The 19449-nt window shown below is 49.0% G+C and carries 14 protein-coding genes and 1 other RNA gene; 6 read left to right on the top strand and 9 right to left on the bottom strand.

What is annotated here, in order from left to right:
• Positions 1-239, bottom strand: a 239-nt coding sequence (locus H579_RS0116730) for a transposase (RefSeq protein ID WP_028301645.1), incomplete at its 3' end; no start/stop codon positions are given.
• A gap of 633 nt (positions 240-872) precedes the next feature.
• On the opposite strand from H579_RS0116730, the gene H579_RS0116725 reads away from it, so the two are divergent.
• Entirely contained in the window at positions 873-2984 is a 2112-nt protein-coding gene (locus tag H579_RS0116725; protein ID WP_028301644.1) for a methyl-accepting chemotaxis protein, read from the top strand.
• A gap of 57 nt (positions 2985-3041) precedes the next feature.
• Here H579_RS0116725 and H579_RS0116720 read toward each other — a convergent pair whose 3' ends face one another.
• Both H579_RS0116720 and H579_RS0116715 read right to left on the bottom strand, forming a co-directional pair.
• Positions 3042-6296 (bottom strand): EAL domain-containing protein, encoded by a 3255-nt coding sequence (locus tag H579_RS0116720; protein ID WP_051227744.1) that lies wholly within the window; start codon positions 6294-6296, stop codon positions 3042-3044.
• A gap of 166 nt (positions 6297-6462) precedes the next feature.
• The gene (locus H579_RS0116715) at positions 6463-8028 is read right to left on the bottom strand and encodes a protein adenylyltransferase SelO (protein ID WP_051227742.1); all 1566 of its coding nucleotides are present in this window, start codon (positions 8026-8028) and stop codon (positions 6463-6465) included.
• 259 nt (positions 8029-8287) lie between these two features.
• Here H579_RS0116715 and nhaD point away from each other — a divergent pair, with 259 nt between their 5' ends.
• Complete coding sequence (gene nhaD / locus H579_RS0116710; RefSeq protein ID WP_028301641.1) at positions 8288-9541, top strand: sodium:proton antiporter NhaD; 1254 nt, start codon at positions 8288-8290, stop codon at positions 9539-9541.
• Positions 9542-9716: 175 nt separating this feature from the next.
• On the opposite strand, the gene H579_RS0116705 is transcribed toward nhaD, so the two are convergent.
• Positions 9717-10646, bottom strand: coding sequence for a porin (locus H579_RS0116705; RefSeq protein WP_028301640.1), 930 nt, complete (start codon positions 10644-10646; stop codon positions 9717-9719).
• Between the two features lie 329 nt (positions 10647-10975).
• Here H579_RS0116705 and H579_RS26120 point away from each other — a divergent pair, with 329 nt between their 5' ends.
• Together H579_RS26120 and H579_RS0116695 are read left to right on the top strand one after the other, a co-directional pair.
• Positions 10976-12676 carry an ATP-binding protein gene (locus tag H579_RS26120; RefSeq protein ID WP_084624185.1) on the top strand — a complete coding sequence of 567 codons (1701 nt, stop codon included), beginning with the start codon at positions 10976-10978 and terminating at the stop codon, positions 12674-12676.
• Positions 12677-12762: 86 nt separating this feature from the next.
• Positions 12763-13572 (top strand): response regulator, encoded by an 810-nt coding sequence (locus H579_RS0116695; protein WP_028301639.1) that lies wholly within the window; start codon positions 12763-12765, stop codon positions 13570-13572.
• Between the two features lie 107 nt (positions 13573-13679).
• Here the strand turns inward: H579_RS0116695 and H579_RS0116690 are convergent, their stop codons facing one another.
• The 4 genes from H579_RS0116690 to H579_RS0116675 form a co-directional block, all read right to left on the bottom strand.
• The gene (locus H579_RS0116690; RefSeq protein ID WP_028301638.1) at positions 13680-15218 is read right to left on the bottom strand and encodes a tripartite tricarboxylate transporter permease; all 1539 of its coding nucleotides are present in this window, start codon (positions 15216-15218) and stop codon (positions 13680-13682) included.
• 3 nt (positions 15219-15221) lie between these two features.
• Positions 15222-15725, bottom strand: coding sequence for a tripartite tricarboxylate transporter TctB family protein (locus H579_RS0116685; protein ID WP_028301637.1), 504 nt, complete (start codon positions 15723-15725; stop codon positions 15222-15224).
• Positions 15726-16075: 350 nt separating this feature from the next.
• A complete protein-coding gene (locus tag H579_RS0116680) occupies positions 16076-17116 on the bottom strand; it encodes a tripartite tricarboxylate transporter substrate binding protein (protein ID WP_157834646.1) in 1041 nt (346 codons plus the stop codon).
• Positions 17117-17424: 308 nt separating this feature from the next.
• Positions 17425-17643: a hypothetical protein gene (locus tag H579_RS0116675; protein WP_028301635.1), complete on the bottom strand. Its 219-nt coding sequence runs from the start codon at positions 17641-17643 to the stop codon at positions 17425-17427.
• 325 nt (positions 17644-17968) lie between these two features.
• Here H579_RS0116675 and H579_RS0116670 point away from each other — a divergent pair, with 325 nt between their 5' ends.
• Entirely contained in the window at positions 17969-18448 is a 480-nt protein-coding gene (locus tag H579_RS0116670) for a YbjN domain-containing protein (protein ID WP_028301634.1), read from the top strand.
• Positions 18449-18654: 206 nt separating this feature from the next.
• On the opposite strand, the gene H579_RS29195 is transcribed toward H579_RS0116670, so the two are convergent.
• Positions 18655-18825, bottom strand: coding sequence for a hypothetical protein (locus H579_RS29195; protein WP_157834645.1), 171 nt, complete (start codon positions 18823-18825; stop codon positions 18655-18657).
• A gap of 360 nt (positions 18826-19185) precedes the next feature.
• Between H579_RS29195 and ffs the strand changes: the two genes are divergently transcribed.
• Positions 19186-19282: signal recognition particle sRNA small type (gene ffs / locus H579_RS28695), an RNA gene on the top strand.
• The last annotated feature ends 167 nt before the right edge of the window (positions 19283-19449 follow it).

The following is a 19449-nucleotide window of genomic DNA, read 5'->3' as shown; positions in this document are numbered from 1 at the left end:
TCAATCCTGCGACTGGAAAATACTCCGGTGGCATAAGCGTAGATGAGCAGGGATAGTAGTAGAGAAGGGTGATAGGCTGCACTGCCTCTACCGCGATATGCTCCCTGGATGGCTTGCAAATCCAGACTATCGACAACCTCTACAATAAAGCGAGCTAAATGATCTTCAGGCAGCCAGTCATCAATAGATGGAGGAAGTAGATAAGGCGTTTGACGATCGATGGTACGAAAGCGACTCATGATATATCCTGCTGGAACCTGAAAAGGGCTATTATCCTAGATCTGGGTGAAATGGGCTAATAGTCCGACAGCCTGCTAGACTGGCAAGTAACGCCAGAAAAAAGGTTTTTCCACTCAGGTAGCCATCTTCTTTCTCTCATACTGGGGCGAGAAGAGCGTGGAAAATACGTTGTTCAGATCGCTGCAACAATAACCCGGAAGCTTTGGGTGAGCTATTACTGTATTGGATGGATGTGTCGCAAATAGATGCTTTTGGTCGCTTTTGGTCATTTTCAAGTAGTCTGCAGTGTCAGGATAATAAGCAATTATTAAAAAGTGCTTATATTCAAGCGCTTACTTAGTGCAAGGCTTCATCTTCTGTTCATCTTTATATCTCAATATATGCGGTGAAGCAGAAGTATTTCGATATTTGAATGTAATAATAACGCTTTAATCGCTCCAAACACTAAAACAAGTGTTTACTGTGTCAGAGTTGCGCCAAAGTCATCCTCACTGATCTTGGTTTGACTGGATTGCAATCTGTTTTAGGTAAAATGGCTGATTTAAGCACTCCGCTCAGGGACGGCAGATATCAAGAATCTACAGCAGGAACCTTCACTAGGAGAGAGAGGTATTGCTGAGTGGAGATAGCTTATGAAGGCATGGTCACTGCGCAATAAATTAATATTATTTACCATTCTGATACTGGTGCTGGCGCTGGGGGGAATGACCTGGGTTGCCATCAATGCGATGAGCCATAAAGCGGAAGAGGTCAATAAACGGGTCTATGATGCCAGCCGGAGTAATGCTGAGCATCTGTTACAATCTTCTTCAGCGGCGGTAGCAGAAAAGGTTGGTAGCTATATGAATCAATCTTTCCTGACTCCTTTGACCATGAAATCGGTCGTAGAAGCAGCAGTGGCAGATCCTGGTACCCGCTTGTCTCGGAATGAAGTGCAGCAACTGGCTCGTCAGGCTCTGAGCGCGAATACCAACGTCAGCTCGGCTTACATCCAGTTTGAAAAAAATGCCTACGATAGTAACGATCAGGAGATGATCGGCAGCGGGGACCACACCACCACAATTGGTACACTGGAAACGTATTGGGTGCGTGAAGGCAGTAACCTGACTCACTATGTTACAGAAGATCCTGAGTCAAAATATGTTGCTACCCCCAACGATCTTGGCGACCGGGAATCGGAGTGGTATCTGTGCAGTTACGACCATCATAAAACCTGCCTGATTGAGCCCTACCTCTATGAGATTGAACCCGGTAACAGTGTATTGATGACCAGTCTGGTAACGGCAGTGATGCATAATGGCCGCTTTTTAGGTGTTGCCGGTTCCGATATTGACCTGCCTGTACTGCAAAAACTGATGCAGGAGATGTCCGGTAAACTGTTTGAGGGTAAGGCTCAGCTTCATCTGCTCAGTGCAAAAGATCGAGTTGTCGCCAGTAGTCAATACAGCGAAAAGCTGTCCCGCCCTCTGTCCGAAGCCGATAGCCAGTTTGCCGGTATGTTGAAAGGGCAAAGTGCCGGTGTATTTGAAGCGGGAGAGTTACTTGCGGTGAGTCAGGCCATCGCCATTGACGCCCCAGGTGTGAATTGGACATTGGTAATGACAGTGCCTAAAAGCGTAATTTTTGCCGGAGTTAACAGTCTGGCTCAGGAGCTGGATGAAGATACCGCCAAGGCTTTGTCAGAGATGGTGATCTTAAGTATTGTCAGTGTCTTAGTGGCTGCGATTGCCATTGCGCTGTTTGTTCGTTCCATCACACTGCCTCTGTCCAGAATGCGCGATCGGGTGCGTAATCTGAGTTCCAGTGATGGTGACCTGACTCAAAGCCTGGAAATTACCAGTCATAGAGAGCTGATTGAGATCGGTCAGGGGATTAACCAGTTTATCGCTAAACTGCGTGAGATGATTCTGGAGCTGCAGAGCCAAAGTCAGCAGGTGAAAGATCAAACTCAGCTGCTTAGCAGTGCTGCCGATTCCACCACTCAGACCATCGCACAGCAAACCGCAGAAACCGAAAGTGTCGCAACCGCGATGGAAGAGATGGCATCAACCAGTGCAGAAGTGGCCCGTTTAGCCACGGTGAATGCGGAAGGCACCCATAAATCTGAGCAGATTCTGCAGGTGACTCGTAACTGTTTTGATCGTAGCGTTGATCAGGTGAAACAGATTGCAGAGGCTATTGAAGAGGGCAGCGAGCGTGTAATGCGCGTCTCAGCCCGCAGTGAAGATATTAATCAGATTGTGAAAACCATTGCCGATATTGCTGAGCAGACCAACCTGCTGGCGCTGAATGCAGCGATTGAAGCGGCCCGTGCCGGTGAGCAGGGACGAGGATTTGCTGTGGTAGCGGATGAGGTGCGGGCACTGGCAGCCAACACTCATAACTCCACCGAAGAGATCAATAATCTGGTGAAGCGCCTGCAAAATAACGTTAAAGAAGCGGTTGAGCAGATTAACGCCAACAAAGAGCGTACATTGCACACGACGCAGAGTATCTCTGAGAGCGTGAGCAGCCTGCGGGAGCTGGGGGATCAGATCAACGTGATTTCAGATAATACGGTGCAGGTGGCTTCCGCTGCCGAAGAGCAAAGCCAGGTGAATCATGAGATTAGCCAGAGCATTGTCGGTATTGGCGATACCGCCAAGCATCTGCAGGAGCAGGCAAATACCATTGATGGCGTTCGCCATGAGCTGACCCGGGTTGTTGAGCAGTTGGATCATCAGTTGTCGCGCTTGAAGGTGTAAGTGGTTGGAGATAGTATTGATCGGGTAGAGCCCTGGTATGGGCTCTACTCATGTGCTTTACTTTATCGCTGTTTCAGGAATCTGCCACAAGCGTTCAAAGCATTCAGCAGGCACCGGGCGACTCCGTAAATAGCCCTGGAAAATATCACAGCCCAGATTTTTTAATATAGCCAGTTGCTGTGGATTTTCGACGCCTTCCGCCAGTACTTTTAAGCCCAGGGCGTGGCCCATAGCGATCATGGCGGCGACGATTTCCCGGTCTTCCTCTTTGTACTCAATCTCGTCGATAAAGCTTTTGTCGATCTTCAGAATATCGATAGGGAAACGCTTGAGATAGGTAAAGGATGAATACCCAGTACCGAAATCATCAATGGCTAACTGGATGCCCATGCGGCGCAGCTGTTCCAGTAGGTCGATGGTGCTTTCGGTGTCATTCATCAAGGCGCTTTCGGTAAGCTCCAATTCCAGATGGCGGGCTGGGAATCCTGTCTGCTGTAAGATCTCAGAGATCTGATGGTAGAGATTGGGGTTGGCCAGTTGGTTGGCCGATAGATTAACCGCCAGGGTGTTGATTGGTAGGCCATCATCCAGCCATTGGCGGCCTTGTTGACAGGTTTTCAGCAATACCTGGCGGCCAATCTCGCCAATCAGACCATTTTTCTCACAGTGGTCAATAAAGTAAGCCGGAGATTGCAGGCCGCGTTCCGGGTCCTGCCAGCGTACCAGGGCTTCGGCACCGACAATTTCATTGCTGAGGATGTCGACCTGGGGCTGAAAGTAGACCTCCAGTTCGTTGTTTTTGAGTGCCTGGTGCATCCGGGTTTCCAGCTCCAGGCGATGACGGGCGTTGCGGGTCAACTCATCGGAGAAGAAGCAGAAACGGGAGCGTCCTTCTGTCTTGGCCTGATACAGGGCGGCGTCGGCGTGTTGCAGTAGAGTATGGGCGTCCATGCCGTTTTGCGGTGACAGGCTGATGCCCAGGCTGGCACCCACGGTCACTTTTTTGCCTTTGGATAACTTCCAAGGGCGATTGAGTAAGCTGATAATCCGGGTGGCTAACAGGGGTAGTTGATCGATATCTTCCAAGTGATCAAACAGCAGGGCAAACTCGTCTCCGCCCAAACGGCACAGGGTATCGACATTGGGTATCGATTGATCCAGTTCCTGGGCCACACATTTCAGTAACTCGTCACCGACATCATGGCCGTAACTGTCGTTAACGTTCTGGAAACGATCCAGGTCCAGCAGCATCAGGGCCACCTGGGTGCGATCGCGCTGGGACTGGCGAATGGTATGATCCATACGCATCATCAGGGTTTTACGGTTTGCCAGGCCGGTCAGTGGATCGTGATAATCCAGGTAAGCCAGCCGGTTTTCCGACTCTTTCTGTTGTGACAGGTCGGCAAATACGCCGACATAGTGGCTGATTTCCCCTTTGGGGTTGTGCACGACGCTGATATTCAGTAATTCCGGGTAGGTGCTGCCGTCTGCTCGGCGGCTGATCAGTTCGCCCTGCCAGTGGCCTTGGGTGCGTATGGTGTGCCACATCGCTTTATAGAAGCTTTTGGGGTGTTCACCAGATTGCAGCAGGGCCGGTGAGCAGCCGATGATCTGTGCTTCACTGTAGCCTGTCATCTGGACAAAGGCTTTGTTGACCATTTGGATGCGGCGATTGGCGTTGACTACCATGACGGCTTCACGGGTGTTTTCAAAGACGGCTGCAGCTTGTTTCAGACGCAGCTGGTCTTTGTTGTATTCGGTAATATCCCTGAGATAGGCAAAAAATCGGCCGCCATGTTTTGGCCAATAGCTGACTTTTACTTCAATATCCATCACCGAGCCGTCTTTGCGGCGGTGTTGACTGAGAAACTGAGCGTTGCCAGTGGTGCGCAGGTGTTCAATGCGCTGGAGAGTATCTTCTCTGCGTTCATGGATATTCAGATCGGGGATAGACATCTCTAGCAGCTCTTCCCGGCTATAACCTGACATCTGGCAGTAGGCGGGGTTGACGTCAAGAATTCGGCCTTTATGGTCGATCATCCAGAAGCCATCCAGAGCGGTATCGATCACACTGCGGTAGGTTTCTTCACTTTCCAGAAGGGCCGCTTCCGCTTTGAGGCGCTCGCTCAGATCCCGTACCACAGAGATAATATAGTGCTGATCCGCCAGTTCCAGATGGGTCACACTGCTTTCTACCGGCAGTTCACCACCGTTGCGGTGCTGGTAGCTGCTACGGATCATCATATGACCCTGGGTTTTGAGCGTTGTCAGTACCTGCTCCTGGTTCAGCTCGGCAGCGGCACTGGAGATCTCTTTCAGATTGCGTCCGACCAGCTCTTCAACCTGATACCCCAGTGAGCGGCAAGCAGTCTGGTTCACTTCCAGTATGTCCAGGGTATCGGCCTGAACAATAAAGACGCCGTCATTGACCTGATTCATCAGGCTGCTAAGCAGGGTTTTTTCATCCACCTGTTTCAGTTGGGATTCGATCTGCAGAATCTTCTGCTCTTTGATCGTCAGCTCTTCTTCCAGGTGATTCACATAACCTTTTTGCAGAGCCCGGGTGATATCGCGCAGGGTGATAAGACCGGATAGCTGACCGTCATGATCCACTACGACAAAGCGACGAATGCCCTTGGTATCCATCAGGTGGGAAGCGTCTTTCACAAACACATCTTCTGTCAGGGTAAAGACAGGTTGATGCATCACATCCCGTAACAGTGTTTGAGCCGGGTTATCAATCCGGTTGGCCAGGCGCACAAAATCCCGCTCGGTAATAATACCCGTGGGGGTATTGTTGTTAGCGATTACCACACAGCTGATGACGGCGGAGTTCATCAGTAACAGAGCATCCTGCACACTGTCGTCCGGCGCCAGTTGGTGCACACTGCGACTCATCACGTCGCGGACACGAATCTGCATCACCATAGGGATGTAATTCATATGATGGATAAAGTCGTTCTCTTCCACCATGCCCTGCAGTTTGCCATGGTCATCAACGACCACGAGCTGGCGTTCACGCTTTTCAGATAATGTACGGAAGGCTTCGTTACTGGATAGGCTCGCTGAAATAATCGTAGGCGGTTGGCTGTAATCGCTGATACAACCTGTCAGAACACTTTGGCTCTGGGCCAGGAAATGGATCAGGTCATGTTCGGTAAAGATTCCCGTCGGCTGATGGTAGTCATCAATCTGGATCACACAACTGGCTTTCTGTTGCTGCATAATGCTGAGGACCTCCTGTATCTCCATATCCGCAAATACGGTGATAAGGTTAGGTGACAGCATCTGGCTGATGGGAATCGAGTCCATAATGTTCCTGATCTCGCGAAAATTAATTCCGTATTTTATATCTTTGTTTAACTGGGGTCCCGGTTTATATCAATAATTACTGATGTATTAGCAAAATATAGAGTGATTATTCAGTGGATACAAGCCATTACTGAGTACTATTTTTCTGGTGCTACCATTCAAATAATCACGAGGAACAGGTTAAACAAATTCCTGCGGCCCAATCCGGTGCCGGTCCTGCGTATTGTGCCAGTTGTTTATGGTAGATAAAAGGTTGCATTAGTATAGGAAGTAATTGATTTATCAGGGTAAAGTCGCCTTTTTCTGTCGCCTCTATGATATCTTGCGCCATATAGTTTCTGAGGAGATAAACGGGGTTTATCTGTTTCATCTGCTGTTGGCGCTGCTCTTCCTGATGAGGTGTGAGTGACAACTCTGTCAAGTGTTGATGGTAGCGGTTGAGCCAATGCTCGAAGGCTTGGGGGCGGGGAGTAATCTGCTGCAAAGTCTGATATTGCTGGCTGATAGCTTGTTCGCTGAGCAGGCGGAAAAACAGGGTCATGTCAGCTTGTTGGCTGGCTAATAAGGCCATCAGGTCATCGATCAGGCTTTGTTCTTCACGGCGGGTTTCAGGCGCTGTTTCTATTGCGGTATGTTGTTCATGGGGTTGGTCGGTATGGTTATCCAGGCCGAGTCGTTGACTGACTTTACTGTAATAATAGTGATTATAGAGGCCGTGATAGCGATCCAAAGCCTCTTCTAGTTGTTTTTTGGCTTCTATACCGTCATCGGCCACTAAAGGCACAAAGCATTGGGCCAAACGATACAGGTTCCACCTCATGACATCCGGTTGGTGTTGAAAGGCGTAGCGTCCCTGATGGTCCGAGTGATTGCTGATGGTATGAGGTTTGTACTCATCCATAAATTGATAGGGGCCGTAATCGAAGGTTTCCCCAATCAGGGACATGTTGTCGGTGTTCATCACACCGTGAACAAAGCCGTATGCCTGCCATTGAGCCACCAGATAGGCGCTGCGCCGGATCACTTCTTCTAACATCGCTAAGGGGGGATTCGGGTGCGCTTGATATTCAGGAAAATAGCGTGCCAGGCAATAATCACTGAGCTGACGAAGATCGTCATAACGCTGGCTATGGTAGAAGTGCTCGAAGTGGCCGAAGCGGATATGACATTCAGTCACTCTTAGCAGCGTGGCGCAAGGTTCCGGCATACCATCACGCATCGCTTTTTCCTCTGAGCCGACAATACATAGCGCCTGAGTGGTCGGGATGCCCAGCCCCTGCATGGCGGCGCTGATCAGGTATTCCCGAATACTGGATCTTAATACCGCCCGCCCGTCACCGAAGCGGGAATAGTGGGTTTTGCCAGAGCCTTTCAGATGCAGATCCCAGCGCCGTTGATCCGGTGCCACCAGCTCGCCCAATAACAGGCCCCGACCATCACCCAGTTGAGGATTATAGACACCAAACTGATGACCGGTGTACTTCATGGCGAGCGGGTTGCTGCCAGGTAAATTTTTATGCCCGCCAAAATAGAGTGCCAGTTGTTCGGGGTTCAGCGAGTCTGGGTCGATACCCAGCTGCTGTGCCACAGCTATATTGAGACTGATCAGAGCAGGGGCTTGCAGCGGCGTAGGGTCTACCCTGTGATAGAAGTGTTCCGGTAAACGGCTGTAGCTGTTATCCAGTGGCAGGTCGGGAAACTGAGACAGGGTTCTCTTATCGGGTGCAGTCATAGGGACATCCAGTGCGATCAGCGTGTTTATAGTTGACTATTTTAGTGGGGTGTTGTGCGCATGGATACCAAAAGTCCGTGCCCGTACCCCATCCGCAGTATTTATTTTGTCGTGAATAGTCGTCAGTCTGACGCATAGAAACTGGGTTGATCAGGAGGGTGAATAAGGTGTTCACTTTTTTTTCACATCATCTGTGTTTGATTCAGTGCCCTCAAATTTTTGGTCTGACCTTATCAAAGGCGTATTAGGACTTGTCATTATGACAGATATATTACATTTAATATTAATAGGGTTCGCATTGCTGGCCCTATTAGGCGTGGTGCTTGAAGAAGTGATTCACGTGAATAAAGCAAAGGTGACACTTTTTCTGGGGACGCTGTCCTGGATTTTGCTCTTTATTTTTCCTGAGGGAGAGATGGGCGTCGAAAAAGTGGAGCAGGGTCTATCGGAGAGTATCTCTGAGATTGCTGAGCTTTGGCTGTTTCTTGTAGCAGCAATGACCTTTGTGGCTTACCTCAATAAGAAGGGGATGATTCAGAATCTGATCTATCTGCTTCTGCCCAGCCAGATCTCAGAGCGGATGCTGCTGGTGCTGACAGGTCTGTTCTGTTTTGTCTTCTCTTCTATCGCCGACAACATCACGGCGACCCTGGTGTCGTCTGCATTGATTCTATCGTTGAATCTGGATGCTAAAAAAACATTGCGTTTTGCCGCCTTGGTGGTCTTTGCCGTTAACTCCGGCGGTGTGGCGCTGATTACCGGTGATGTAACCACCCTGATGATCTTCCTGTCTGGTCATGTTGGCGTGGTGCAGTTGCTGTATTTGTCATTACCGGCCCTGATCGGTGTATTAGCCTTGACGTTGATGTTATCGCAGGGGCTGAGCGGGCACGTGGTGATCGAGAAAAAAATGACCCCGATTCGTCGGGTGGATATGGTGATCGGTCTGGTTTTTCTGTCCACCATTGTGGCGACCATTACCTTTAATGCTCTGTTCCATATCCCGCCCATGTTGACCTTTTTGACCGGTTTGTCGGTGATGTTTCTGGTATCGCGCTTCTTTGATGATGATATCGAACAGGACCCTATCCTGGAGTATATCCGGGTGATCGAGTTTGAGACCCTGCTCTTCTTCCTGGGGATCTTACTGCTGGTCGGTATGCTAAAAGAGATTGATGTGCTCTCTTCGATTGTCAGCCTCTATCAGCTGATGCCACCGATTGCAGCAAACTATCTGATGGGTGTGTTGTCTGCAGGTATTGATAACGTTCCTCTGACGGCGGCAGTATTGAAATCCGGCATTGAGATGAGTACCCGTGAATGGATGCAGTTGACCTATGCGGTGGGTGTGGGTGGTTCTTTATTAGTGATCGGCTCGGCAGCCGGTATTGTGATGATGAGTAAGGTCAGCGAGTTGACTTTTGGTCGTTACGTGCGTTTTATGCTGCCGCTATTGATCGCCTATACCGTTGGCTATGGTGGAGCACACCTGGTGGGTGTTTGGCTGCTGTAGTTGGATTGAGTACTGATTGGAAAGAGAGTGCTGTTAAGAGTGCCGTCAAAGGCCTGAAAATATAATGCGATACAGCCACGGGCTATAAAAAAAACAGACCTGCATATTATATGCAGGTCTGTTTTTGACATTCGATCAAGTGTACCTATTGATCAAGTGTACCTATCAGCCGCGTTTAGAACTTAACGCGCAGACCTGCCAGGTAGCCCAGATCAACATTGTCTTCGTCAGTGTCTGCGATTTCAGCAAAGACACTTACGTTTTTCTGTTGAGGGAATTTATATGTTACGTTTGCGTACCATTCGGTTACGTCATCGCCTTGCTCAGGGTCAACGTTATTCAGACCAACGGCAATTTGTGTGCTTTGAGCTACACCCATTTTAGCAACCAGGTTGATTTGGTCTTGAACATCATCTGTAGATGAGTAGTCAGCACCGATTTTAGCGATACCCAGGTCAGCCATAGCGCTGACACCGAAAGTATCAACAGAATCTGCATTAACGTCAGTCTTCATGGTCTGGTAAGCGGCAGCCAGTTCAACACCTTGCAGTTCAGTCGAAACTAACAGATCGAAAGACTCGCCATCTTCACTGTTTTCGCCTTCCGCATCCAGCTCAGTGGTTGCGATTAAGTTTAATGAACCCAGGTTGACGTCCGCACGAATGACATCGTTACCAGAGGTGCCCTGAGCATCGAACGCGTCTTCTGATAAGCTGGCTTCGTAAGCGGCATATACACCGAAGTCGTCAGTTGCATGGTTTTGCTGACCAATAGAAACGGCTACGTTGCCAAAGTCCAGACCTACGTATGCTTCTTCCAGATGGCTGCCTGAAGACTTGCCTTCTGCATCATTTTTGTAACCGAAGTCCAGTTGACCAAAGGCCTTCATGCCATTGCCCAGATCATAAACAACACTGTTTTTCAGTTCCAGGTCGTCGAACTCAACGTCCAGGTTCTGGTCATCACCTACGTCCTGACGCAGCTGGATCTGAAAATCACCTTTCAGTTTGTAAGTCAGGCCATTGTTCTCGTAGATAGTGGCCGCACTTGCTGTACCTGCTGCACTAGCTGCTAAAATTGCAGTAGCTAAAACCAGTTTTTTCATTTTTCCCCCAAAAGATATAGGTAGTTCGAAGTCCGAAATTTCTATGTCGCGAAACAAAGGCTATTAACATCTGGGCCATTAATATCTGGCTTTCCAGGTGCCTGAGACTTTTGTTTCACTGCTTAGTCACACAATAAAAAACAATGTTGCGCTGCGATTGAGTAGAGGCTTGCCAAGATAATGGGGAAATATTTCAGTCGGGTGAAAAAAATGTGAAAGTTTTGCTTTAAATTAACTATTTGATTTATAAAGAATATATTACAAGTTGTAACGATGCCTGTGTCATTGTGTGTCGTAACTAATATCCCTGTTTTTTAAGGTGTTAAAGCATGCTCTCAGATATCTCTCTTAATCTTAAAACAAGAATGGTGATTATTCTGGGGAGCTTTGCGTTATTAATTACGCTCAGTATTGGTGCAGTGGCACTTAATATTATGTCGGATACTTTAGAGCAACAGATGGGGCAGCAGGCGCTGAGTACCGCTCGGGCTGTGGCTAAGCTGCCCCAGATTCGCCAGGGACTGATGGATAACGACAGCCGCCAGATTCAACCATTGGTTGAAGAGATACGCGCTTCAGTAGGTGCCCGCTTTATTGTCGTGGGCGACAGTCAGGGCATCCGTTATGCCCATCCTGTACCGAACCGTATTGGTAAGAAAATGGTTGGCGGAGATAATGCCAGAGCGCTGCAGTACGGAGAGGAGTATGTATCGAAAGCCAAGGGGAGTCTGGGCCTTTCTATCCGTGGCAAGGTTCCGGTTTATGCCGTCAGCCAGGGAGAGGGAAGTCATAACTATGGCAGTGTTCGTCCATCGGAGCCGGAGATCATAGGTGTTGTTTCAGTGGGTTTTATGTTGACTCAGGTGGAAGCAACAATAGCAGGCTATCAAAGAGAGCTTTGGTGGTTGGCGGGTATCGCTCTGGCGATCAGTCTGATGCTGGCGGTGATGATCAGTAGTTACTTCAAACAGGCGATTTTTGGTTTCGAGCCAGAGCAGATTGCCCGCTTGTTTCAGGAGCGTAATGCCACCCTTCAATCCGTGCGTGAGGGCATTATTGCTATTAACGCAGAGGGGCAGATCACCACGTTTAATAAAACGGCGCTGGATATTTTTCAGTTGGACCCTGAACGCTCACTGAACGGGCGGAATATTCAGGAATTGCTGCCGGACAGTCAGTTATTGAAGGTGATGCACAGCGCGGAAGCGGTACTGGATAAGGAAGATATTATTGGTGGACAACGGGTGGTGGTAAACCGCATTCCCTTGATTCAACAAGGTCAGGTGATCGGTGCAGTATCCAGCTTCCGGTTAAAAGATGAGTTGGATCAGTTGATGGATCAGCTGAACCGGATGCAGATCTATGCGGATACCCTGCGCAGTCAGGCCCATGAATACTCCAATAAACTGCATACCATCGCCGGTTTGATTCAGGTGGGGGCATATGATCAGGCGATTGATCTGATTGGACAGGAAACCAAAGACCATCAAACCCTGCTACACCTATTACTTGAAGCGGTGCCCGATCCGATGCTGTCCGGTTGTATTCTGGGTAAATACAACCGGGCCCGTGAGATGGGGATGATGCTGGTGGTGGACCCCGACAGCCAGATGCAGGATCTGCCGGAAGAGATTCCACGCGAGTTGCTGGTCACTATTCTGGCTAACCTGTTGGATAATGCGATGGATGCTAATTTGCACTCCCAGGGTAAGATGATACGCCTGAGTATGACGGACCTGGGTAATGATCTGATCTTTGAGGTGGAAGATGAAGGTTTGGGAGTGGATGAGGCGTTGAGTCAAACCCTGTTACAGAAGGGGGTCAGCAGTAAATCCGGTGAGCAACATGGTTATGGTCTTTACCTGGTTCAGCGTGCGCTGGAGCGATTGGGAGGGCAGATTGTGTTTGAAGCCTTGGATGCGGATCTTGAAACACAAGGCGAAGGCTTTGAACAAACGGATAGCAAGGGTCCGCAAGGTACTCGGGTAGAGGTGTATATTCCCAAACAAATGCCCGCGCTTTCAGGCTAAGCATGCGATAATAAAGGACACGGTTCCGTATCAATCAGTACAGACGGAAGCAGATATAACAATAACGATAAGGTTCTCCCCTCACCATGACAGACACAGCGGTTTATCGCATCGTAATTGCCGAAGATGATCGGCGTATCGCCGAGTTACAACAGCGTTTTGTAGAAAAGATTGATGGCTTTCAGGTGGAGGCTATCGCATTAACGCTGGAAGAAGCCAGAGATTTGGTTGAAGTATTAGAGCCGGATCTGCTGCTGTTGGATATTCATTTCCCTGAAGGCACTGGGCTGGAATTATTGAGCGAGCTGAGAGGCAGCAATCAGGCCACTGATGTGATCCTGGTGACAGCGGCAAAAGAGGCCAGCACGTTACAAGCGGCCCTGCGCGGTGGTGTATTTGACTATATTCTAAAGCCTCTGGTATTTGATCGTCTTCAGGCAGCGTTGCAAAACTACGCTCGTCATCGCCAACAGATGGATCAACTGTTACAGCAGGAGCAGGCAGAGCAACACTTGGCTCAGCAGGATGTGGATCAGCTCTTGCCTCGTGGTAATACACTAGGCTCTTCTGCTGACTCATTATTGTCTCGTGCTTCAGGTGAGCATTCATCGTTAGATCAATCCGGTCAGGCAAATACCGCGGAAAAAGCCAAGGGTGCGCAAGAAAAAGTGGTACTACCCAAAGGGATTGATGGCTTAACGCTGGAAAAGATCCGTCAGGCGTTTCAATCCAGCCGGGAAGATTTTAATGCCGAAGAAGTCGGGGAAAAGGTAGGGGTGAGTCGCACCACAGCCCGACGTTATCTGGAGTATCTGGTCAGCACCGAAGAGCTGATCGCCGATGTCAATTATGGCACCGTAGGTCGCCCCGAACGGCGGTATAGTTTAAAGGCTTGAGGCTATCGTAAAATCCAAACCAAAAAAAAGCCGGTGAAATAAATTCACCGGCTAACAGAGCTATGAATGCTCGACCCATTCCAAATACACAGAAGGTAAATTCTGTGTCAGTTTTGGCTGTTACCAGCTAAAACCTGTTCTTCTGACCGGCGCTTTTGCAGAAAGTTCTGAACAATGGGTGCAATTAATACAAAAATTGTCACAACCATAATGCCGAAGGTAATTGGACGCTCCCACAGGAAGGATAAACTGCCGTCAGAGATCATCAGTGCACGACGCAGATTGTCTTCCATCAGGCCTCCCAGAACAAAGCCCAGCAGCAGCGGTGCCATCGGGAAGTTCAGCATGCGCAGGCCAATCGCCGCGATACAGAAGAACACCATTATGTAGATATCAAAGGTGTTAAACGACACCAGATAGACACCGGTAATGGCGAAGAACAGAATCATCGGTACCAGTACGGTACGTGGAATCATCAACAGTTTAGAGATATACGGAATCAGTGGCAGATTCAGAATCAGCAGTACGATGTTACCGAAGTACATGGATACGATCACTGACCAGAATACATCCGGGTTATCCACCATCATACGTGGACCGGGCTGAATACCGTAAGCGATCAGTGCGCCCAGCATAATCGCGGTTGTACCTGAACCTGGAATACCCAGCGTCAGTAACGGCACAAAAGAACCAGAGGATGACGCATTGTTTGCCGCTTCAGGGGCAACCAGACCACGCAGGGAACCGGTACCAAACTTCAGTTTCTCTTTCACGCTGGCCAGATTACGTTCCATACCATAGGCCAGGAATGCGGCAATGGTCGCACCGGCACCCGGCAGTACGCCAACGATAAAGCCCAGTACAGAAGAACGCAGAGCGGTCGGAGCGACCTCTTTTACTTCTTCTTTAGTCACTTTCATGCTGCCCAGATGGCTGGTATCGGCTTCGTTCTCTTCTTCCTTCATATGATCACGCTTCAGTACCGCCATCACCACTTCAGCCAGAGCAAAGGTGGCCATTGCCGGTAGCAGGAAGCTGATACCGTCCATCAGGTCGATATTGCCAAAGGTGAAGCGTTCCACACCGCTAGAGCGGTCAGTACCCACGGTAGAGATCATCAGACCCAGTACCGTCATCAACATCGCTTTTAATACCTGGCCTTTGCCAGAAAAGGCCGCGACCGCCGTTAGCCCCAGTATCATCAAAGCAAAATAGTCTGATGATTGGAAACTGAGTGACACGCTTGCTAACGCCGGTGCCGCGACTAAAAGGAACACGGCGGAAATGGTACCGCCAGTGAATGAAGCATAGGCAGCCAGTGCCAGGGCTTTACCCGCCTGACCTTTTTGCGCCATCGGATAGCCGTCAAAGGCGGTCACTACGGTACTGGAACAACCCGGTGCATTGATCAGAATCGATGAGGTTGAACCGCCAAAAATCGCACCGTAATAGACTCCGGCCATCAAAATAATACCGGTGGATGGATCCAGACCGTAAGTGATCGGGATCATCAGGGCGATGGCAGAGATAGGGCCCAGGCCCGGCAGCATGCCGATGAAAGTACCCACAAAACAGCCAACAAACACCATAAACAGGTTGATTGGCATAATGGCCGTCGACAGGCCGGTTAAGATTCCATCAAGCATGACTTATCCTCCGAACGCTGAAAACAGTTGACCCGGTGCCAGATAGATATCCAACAGTTGAGTCAGCATAAACCAGAAGGCAACGACAAAAGGCAGCGAGGCACCAAAGAGTATTTTTTTGCGACGCTCGCCCAGAATCCAGTAGCCGCCAAACAGGAACACGGTGGTGGCGATAATAAAACCCAGCCACTTCAGTGCCAGAGCGTAAAACACCATCAGGCTCAGCAGTTTGATCACGGTGGACCAGTCATAACCCAGTGCAGACTTCAGTACCGGTTGATCCGGCTTGGCCTCTGAAGTCTTTTTTAAGGCGCTGATCAAAAGCGAAAAAGACAGCCCAGCACCCAGAACAGACAGAGCAAAAGGCAGGGTGCGGGCTGTAAACGGCTCATACTCGTCACCGGGGTAGAAAGGGATTAACTGCGCAGATGCGCCATAGGCGATCGACAGCGCGAGAAAAATCAGGCTGCCGATCAGATCTTTATTCACGGGTTTAGATACAGACATAACAGGCTCCGTAACGGCACTGGAAATCCCGCTCCTGGCTTACAGTTTGGACAGGTTTACAGGTTCAGGTTCGTATATCTGACTGTGCGTTATAGCCGCACAGCGGTGGTAAAGGGATCAGGCCGGGGGGCAACACGATGAACGCGATAAGGGCTGCTCCGGCCTGATCAATTTTGAGTGCTTTAGCTTATGAATTTTCCAGATAAGTGTTTTGATAGCCTAGAGTCGGTTGGATAAGCGAAGCGCCATCCGACATTGATCTCAATAGCTGGCTATTGTCGGAAGGCGCCTTACGGCTTTTCCGACCTACAATTATTTCTCCGGATTGGTATAAGCTGAGAGCTAATGGCTTACTTTAAGAAACCCAGTTCACGCATCAGAGTGCCAACCTGCTCTTCCTGTTTCTCCAGGAATGCGGTGAACTCCGTGGTAGGTTTGTATACATTTACCCAGCCATTGCGGGAACGTACGGTTTCCCAGGCATCGGTCTGATACATATCACCCAGTACCTTGGCGTACTCTTCCGCTTTTTCACTGCTCAGGCCCGGGGCACCAAAGAAACCGCGCCAGTTAGCAAATACGGTGTTGTTACCCATCTCTTTCAGGGTTGGTACATTCGGTGCGTCGCTGACACGCTCAGGTGCGGTAATGGCCAGAATACGCACCTGACCGGCTTTGCTCATCTCCAGAGCTTCTCCCAGGCCGGTTGACAGGATATCGGCTTCGCCAGACAGCAGGCCTGCCATCGCTTTACCACCGGCATCATAGGCGATATAGCGCAGAGCGCGTGGGTCCAGGCCTTCCTCTTTAATTGCTGCAGCCGGTACCAGGTGATCCAGACTACCCCGGGAAGAACCGCCTGCGACTTTTACATTACGAGGGTTTTCTTTAAAGTCAGCAACAATCTGATCCCAGTGGGTATACTTGCTGTCGTTACGCACGACCAGAGCAGCATAGTCGGCGATAGTCGCGGCTACGGGTGTCAGATCACGGAACGATTGTGGGAAAACCCCCATCAGAGAGCGCACAACAATTGGCGTGGAGTTAACTAACAGGGTGCCCTGTTGCTGTTTTGCCGTTTCGATCAGATAAGCAATGGCTTTACCGCCACCACCGCCGGACAGGTTTTGGAAGGATACAGTGTCCACCAGACCGGATTTTTTCAGTGCTTCACCGGTACCACGAGCGGTACCATCCCAGCCGCCACCGGCACCACCAGGAATCAGAAAGTGAATGCTATCCACTTGTGCTTTGCTGCTGTCCGCACTGGCAATACCTGGCACGGCAAACAGGCCGGTACAAGCCGCGACAGCGGTCATTTTCAGCAGAGTACGACGAGTGGTCGAGAAGACTTGGTTGGAGATAGCTGGGTTGTTGTCTGTTCTTTTCATGGTTCAAAACCTCATTTGTTTTTATTCGTTATTGGTTGTTAGTTGTTCATTCGTTCATGGCAAGTTGAACTTGAGTTAACGATAGATCAGAGATTTCGATGGCAGAAGTTTATGAACTTAAAGGCTTTTTTCTCTTTTCTGGCTATTTTGTTCATAAAAACCACAGGTAAACGTTGAGTGTGCCTTTTTGGGGTAAAGTTTTTTAAAATCATATGGTTAAAAGATGATTTAATAGGGCTGATATAGAATAAAACCATGAAAGAGAAAGTGCCGGGAAACAGAAAAGGCCCGAATAGCGATTACGCTATTCAGGCAAAAACTCCTAACAAAGGAGTATGGCAAGAGGCAAACTGCCAATACGAGAAATCTTGAGTCGATATATATTTACCCGGATTAGAGTCGATGAAATCCGCATTGCTATCTGATTTTATTGATTCGTATGCAGCCACCAGCTCAACACCAAACTCATCAGTGACACAGCTTGTCTTACCAATAGCAACATACTGAACCAAGGCCCAGACCTGCATAAGTTTTTTCCAGTACAGAGGGGCCAGAGAAACAAATTGGCTCAGAGTTTCACAGGCCCCGTGGTTCAAGCACGTTTGAACCGATAACGACAATAGGGCAGCGGGAAATAACAAAGAAGTTTTTGTCTTTAAAGGCTTTTTTGGCTTTTATGATGATTAAGTGTATAAAAATCATGCCCTTATGGAATAAAGGGAGAAAAACTCATGCAGACAGAAAAAAGTCAGTCTTTATGAAGACTTAGCAATACAGGCGGAGGATTAATCTCTCTACCTGAGTTATAATACGAAGTAATAAATATCTCTCTCAGGCTGTACGAGGCAAGCTATGGAACCGCTTTTTGTACCTGATGCCAATCAGGTCAAGCGTTGGTTGGACGAAGGCTCCACCACTAATTACATCTGTGAACATTGCGATGGTTTGCATCTGTCCGAGCTGCAGCAGATGGACGGTGTGTTGGATAGCCGTATTTTTGTTGAATCGGATCACCTGATTCTGACAACTGAAATGGAGCTTAGGCCGACTGCTCTGCTGCCACTGACCATTGAAACAGGCCGCTTGAATATGGCGTTTCCACACAGCAAGATTTTTCTTGAGGTGACCGATGAGGCGCTGCCGAAGTTGGTGGTGATGGATACTCTGCACACTCGTGCCGGTGTCTCTTTTAGCCAGTTCCGTCATTTCCTGCTGACGACGATGGAAAATACCCGCCAGCTGGTCAGTGATTGTCAGAATATGGGGGTGCTGACTTACATGGATAGCCCATCGGATGATGAAGAGGAGGCCCCTGGGGTTTCCTTGCATTAAGTTGCTGCTTGGTTTTTGTATAAGTGTTTACTTGATATTTTCCTGTGCTCCTTGCCGGCAAATATCATGAAAAGTAGCCCGCTAGCCATCAACACTTAGCGGGCTGTTTTGTCTGCGCCGGGTTGATAGTAAACGATCTGGTTATCCCCCTTATTTTTAGCCTGATACATCAGATCGTCCATCCGTCTGATCCAGTCATCCAAAACCTATCTCTCAATAATCTCACTGACACCGGCGCTGATCGTTTGTTTGACCGTATGGCCGCCGTAATCAATGGCCAGCTCCTCTTTAAGTGGAGAGAGTAGGGATGCAAGAGAGGGACTACCAGAATAAAGTTGCAGGCTTACCGTAGAAGCTGAGTTCTTACTGATCTTCATCCCATTGGAAACAGTCTGGTAACGTCATCGTGACCCCTATGATGGGTTATGGTGTATGACATAACCCTTTTATCAAGTCAGTGATGGATTACACTGAATTGAAGAGACATAAAAGGTCTAAACAAAAGTAATGACAGGTCATCGATACGCCTTGTTTAGAGCTTAAGATCAATTCAGCTTTTTCAGTATAGGTTAAAGGCGTGCGCACCACAGGATTAATCCCAGCACTGTTAACTGGGTCTCATAGAGAGGGTTCTACAAAGACTACAGGAAAATCTTTTAATTAATGCTTGTGCCTAACTTATTGATAGTGCTAGAATTCGTCTCGTTGTTTCAGAAGAAACAAATTTGTGGTGGCCCTGTCGGTCCCCCCGCAATGATACCCTGTGAACCTGGTCAGGTCCGGAAGGAAGCAGCCACAGCAGGTGACTCATGTGCCGGGGTGTGGCTGGCGGGGCTATCTCCATTTCTGGGGTATGCTTTTAGCCCCTGTCTTGTTGTCTCTCTATACTCGCCTTACCTAGAGCCTATTCAGCTTAGAGATATTTTTCAGTTAAGACCTTCTGTCTTGTTTTGTTTGATATGTTTTGGTGGATGGCCGATATAAATAATCTTGTCAGCGCT

The organism is Oceanospirillum beijerinckii DSM 7166, assembly GCF_000422425.1.
Classification (GTDB): Bacteria; Pseudomonadota; Gammaproteobacteria; order Pseudomonadales; family Halomonadaceae; genus Oceanospirillum; species Oceanospirillum beijerinckii.
Note: the sequence above shows the minus strand (reverse complement) of the source record. Positions and strands in the feature narration are given on the sequence as shown.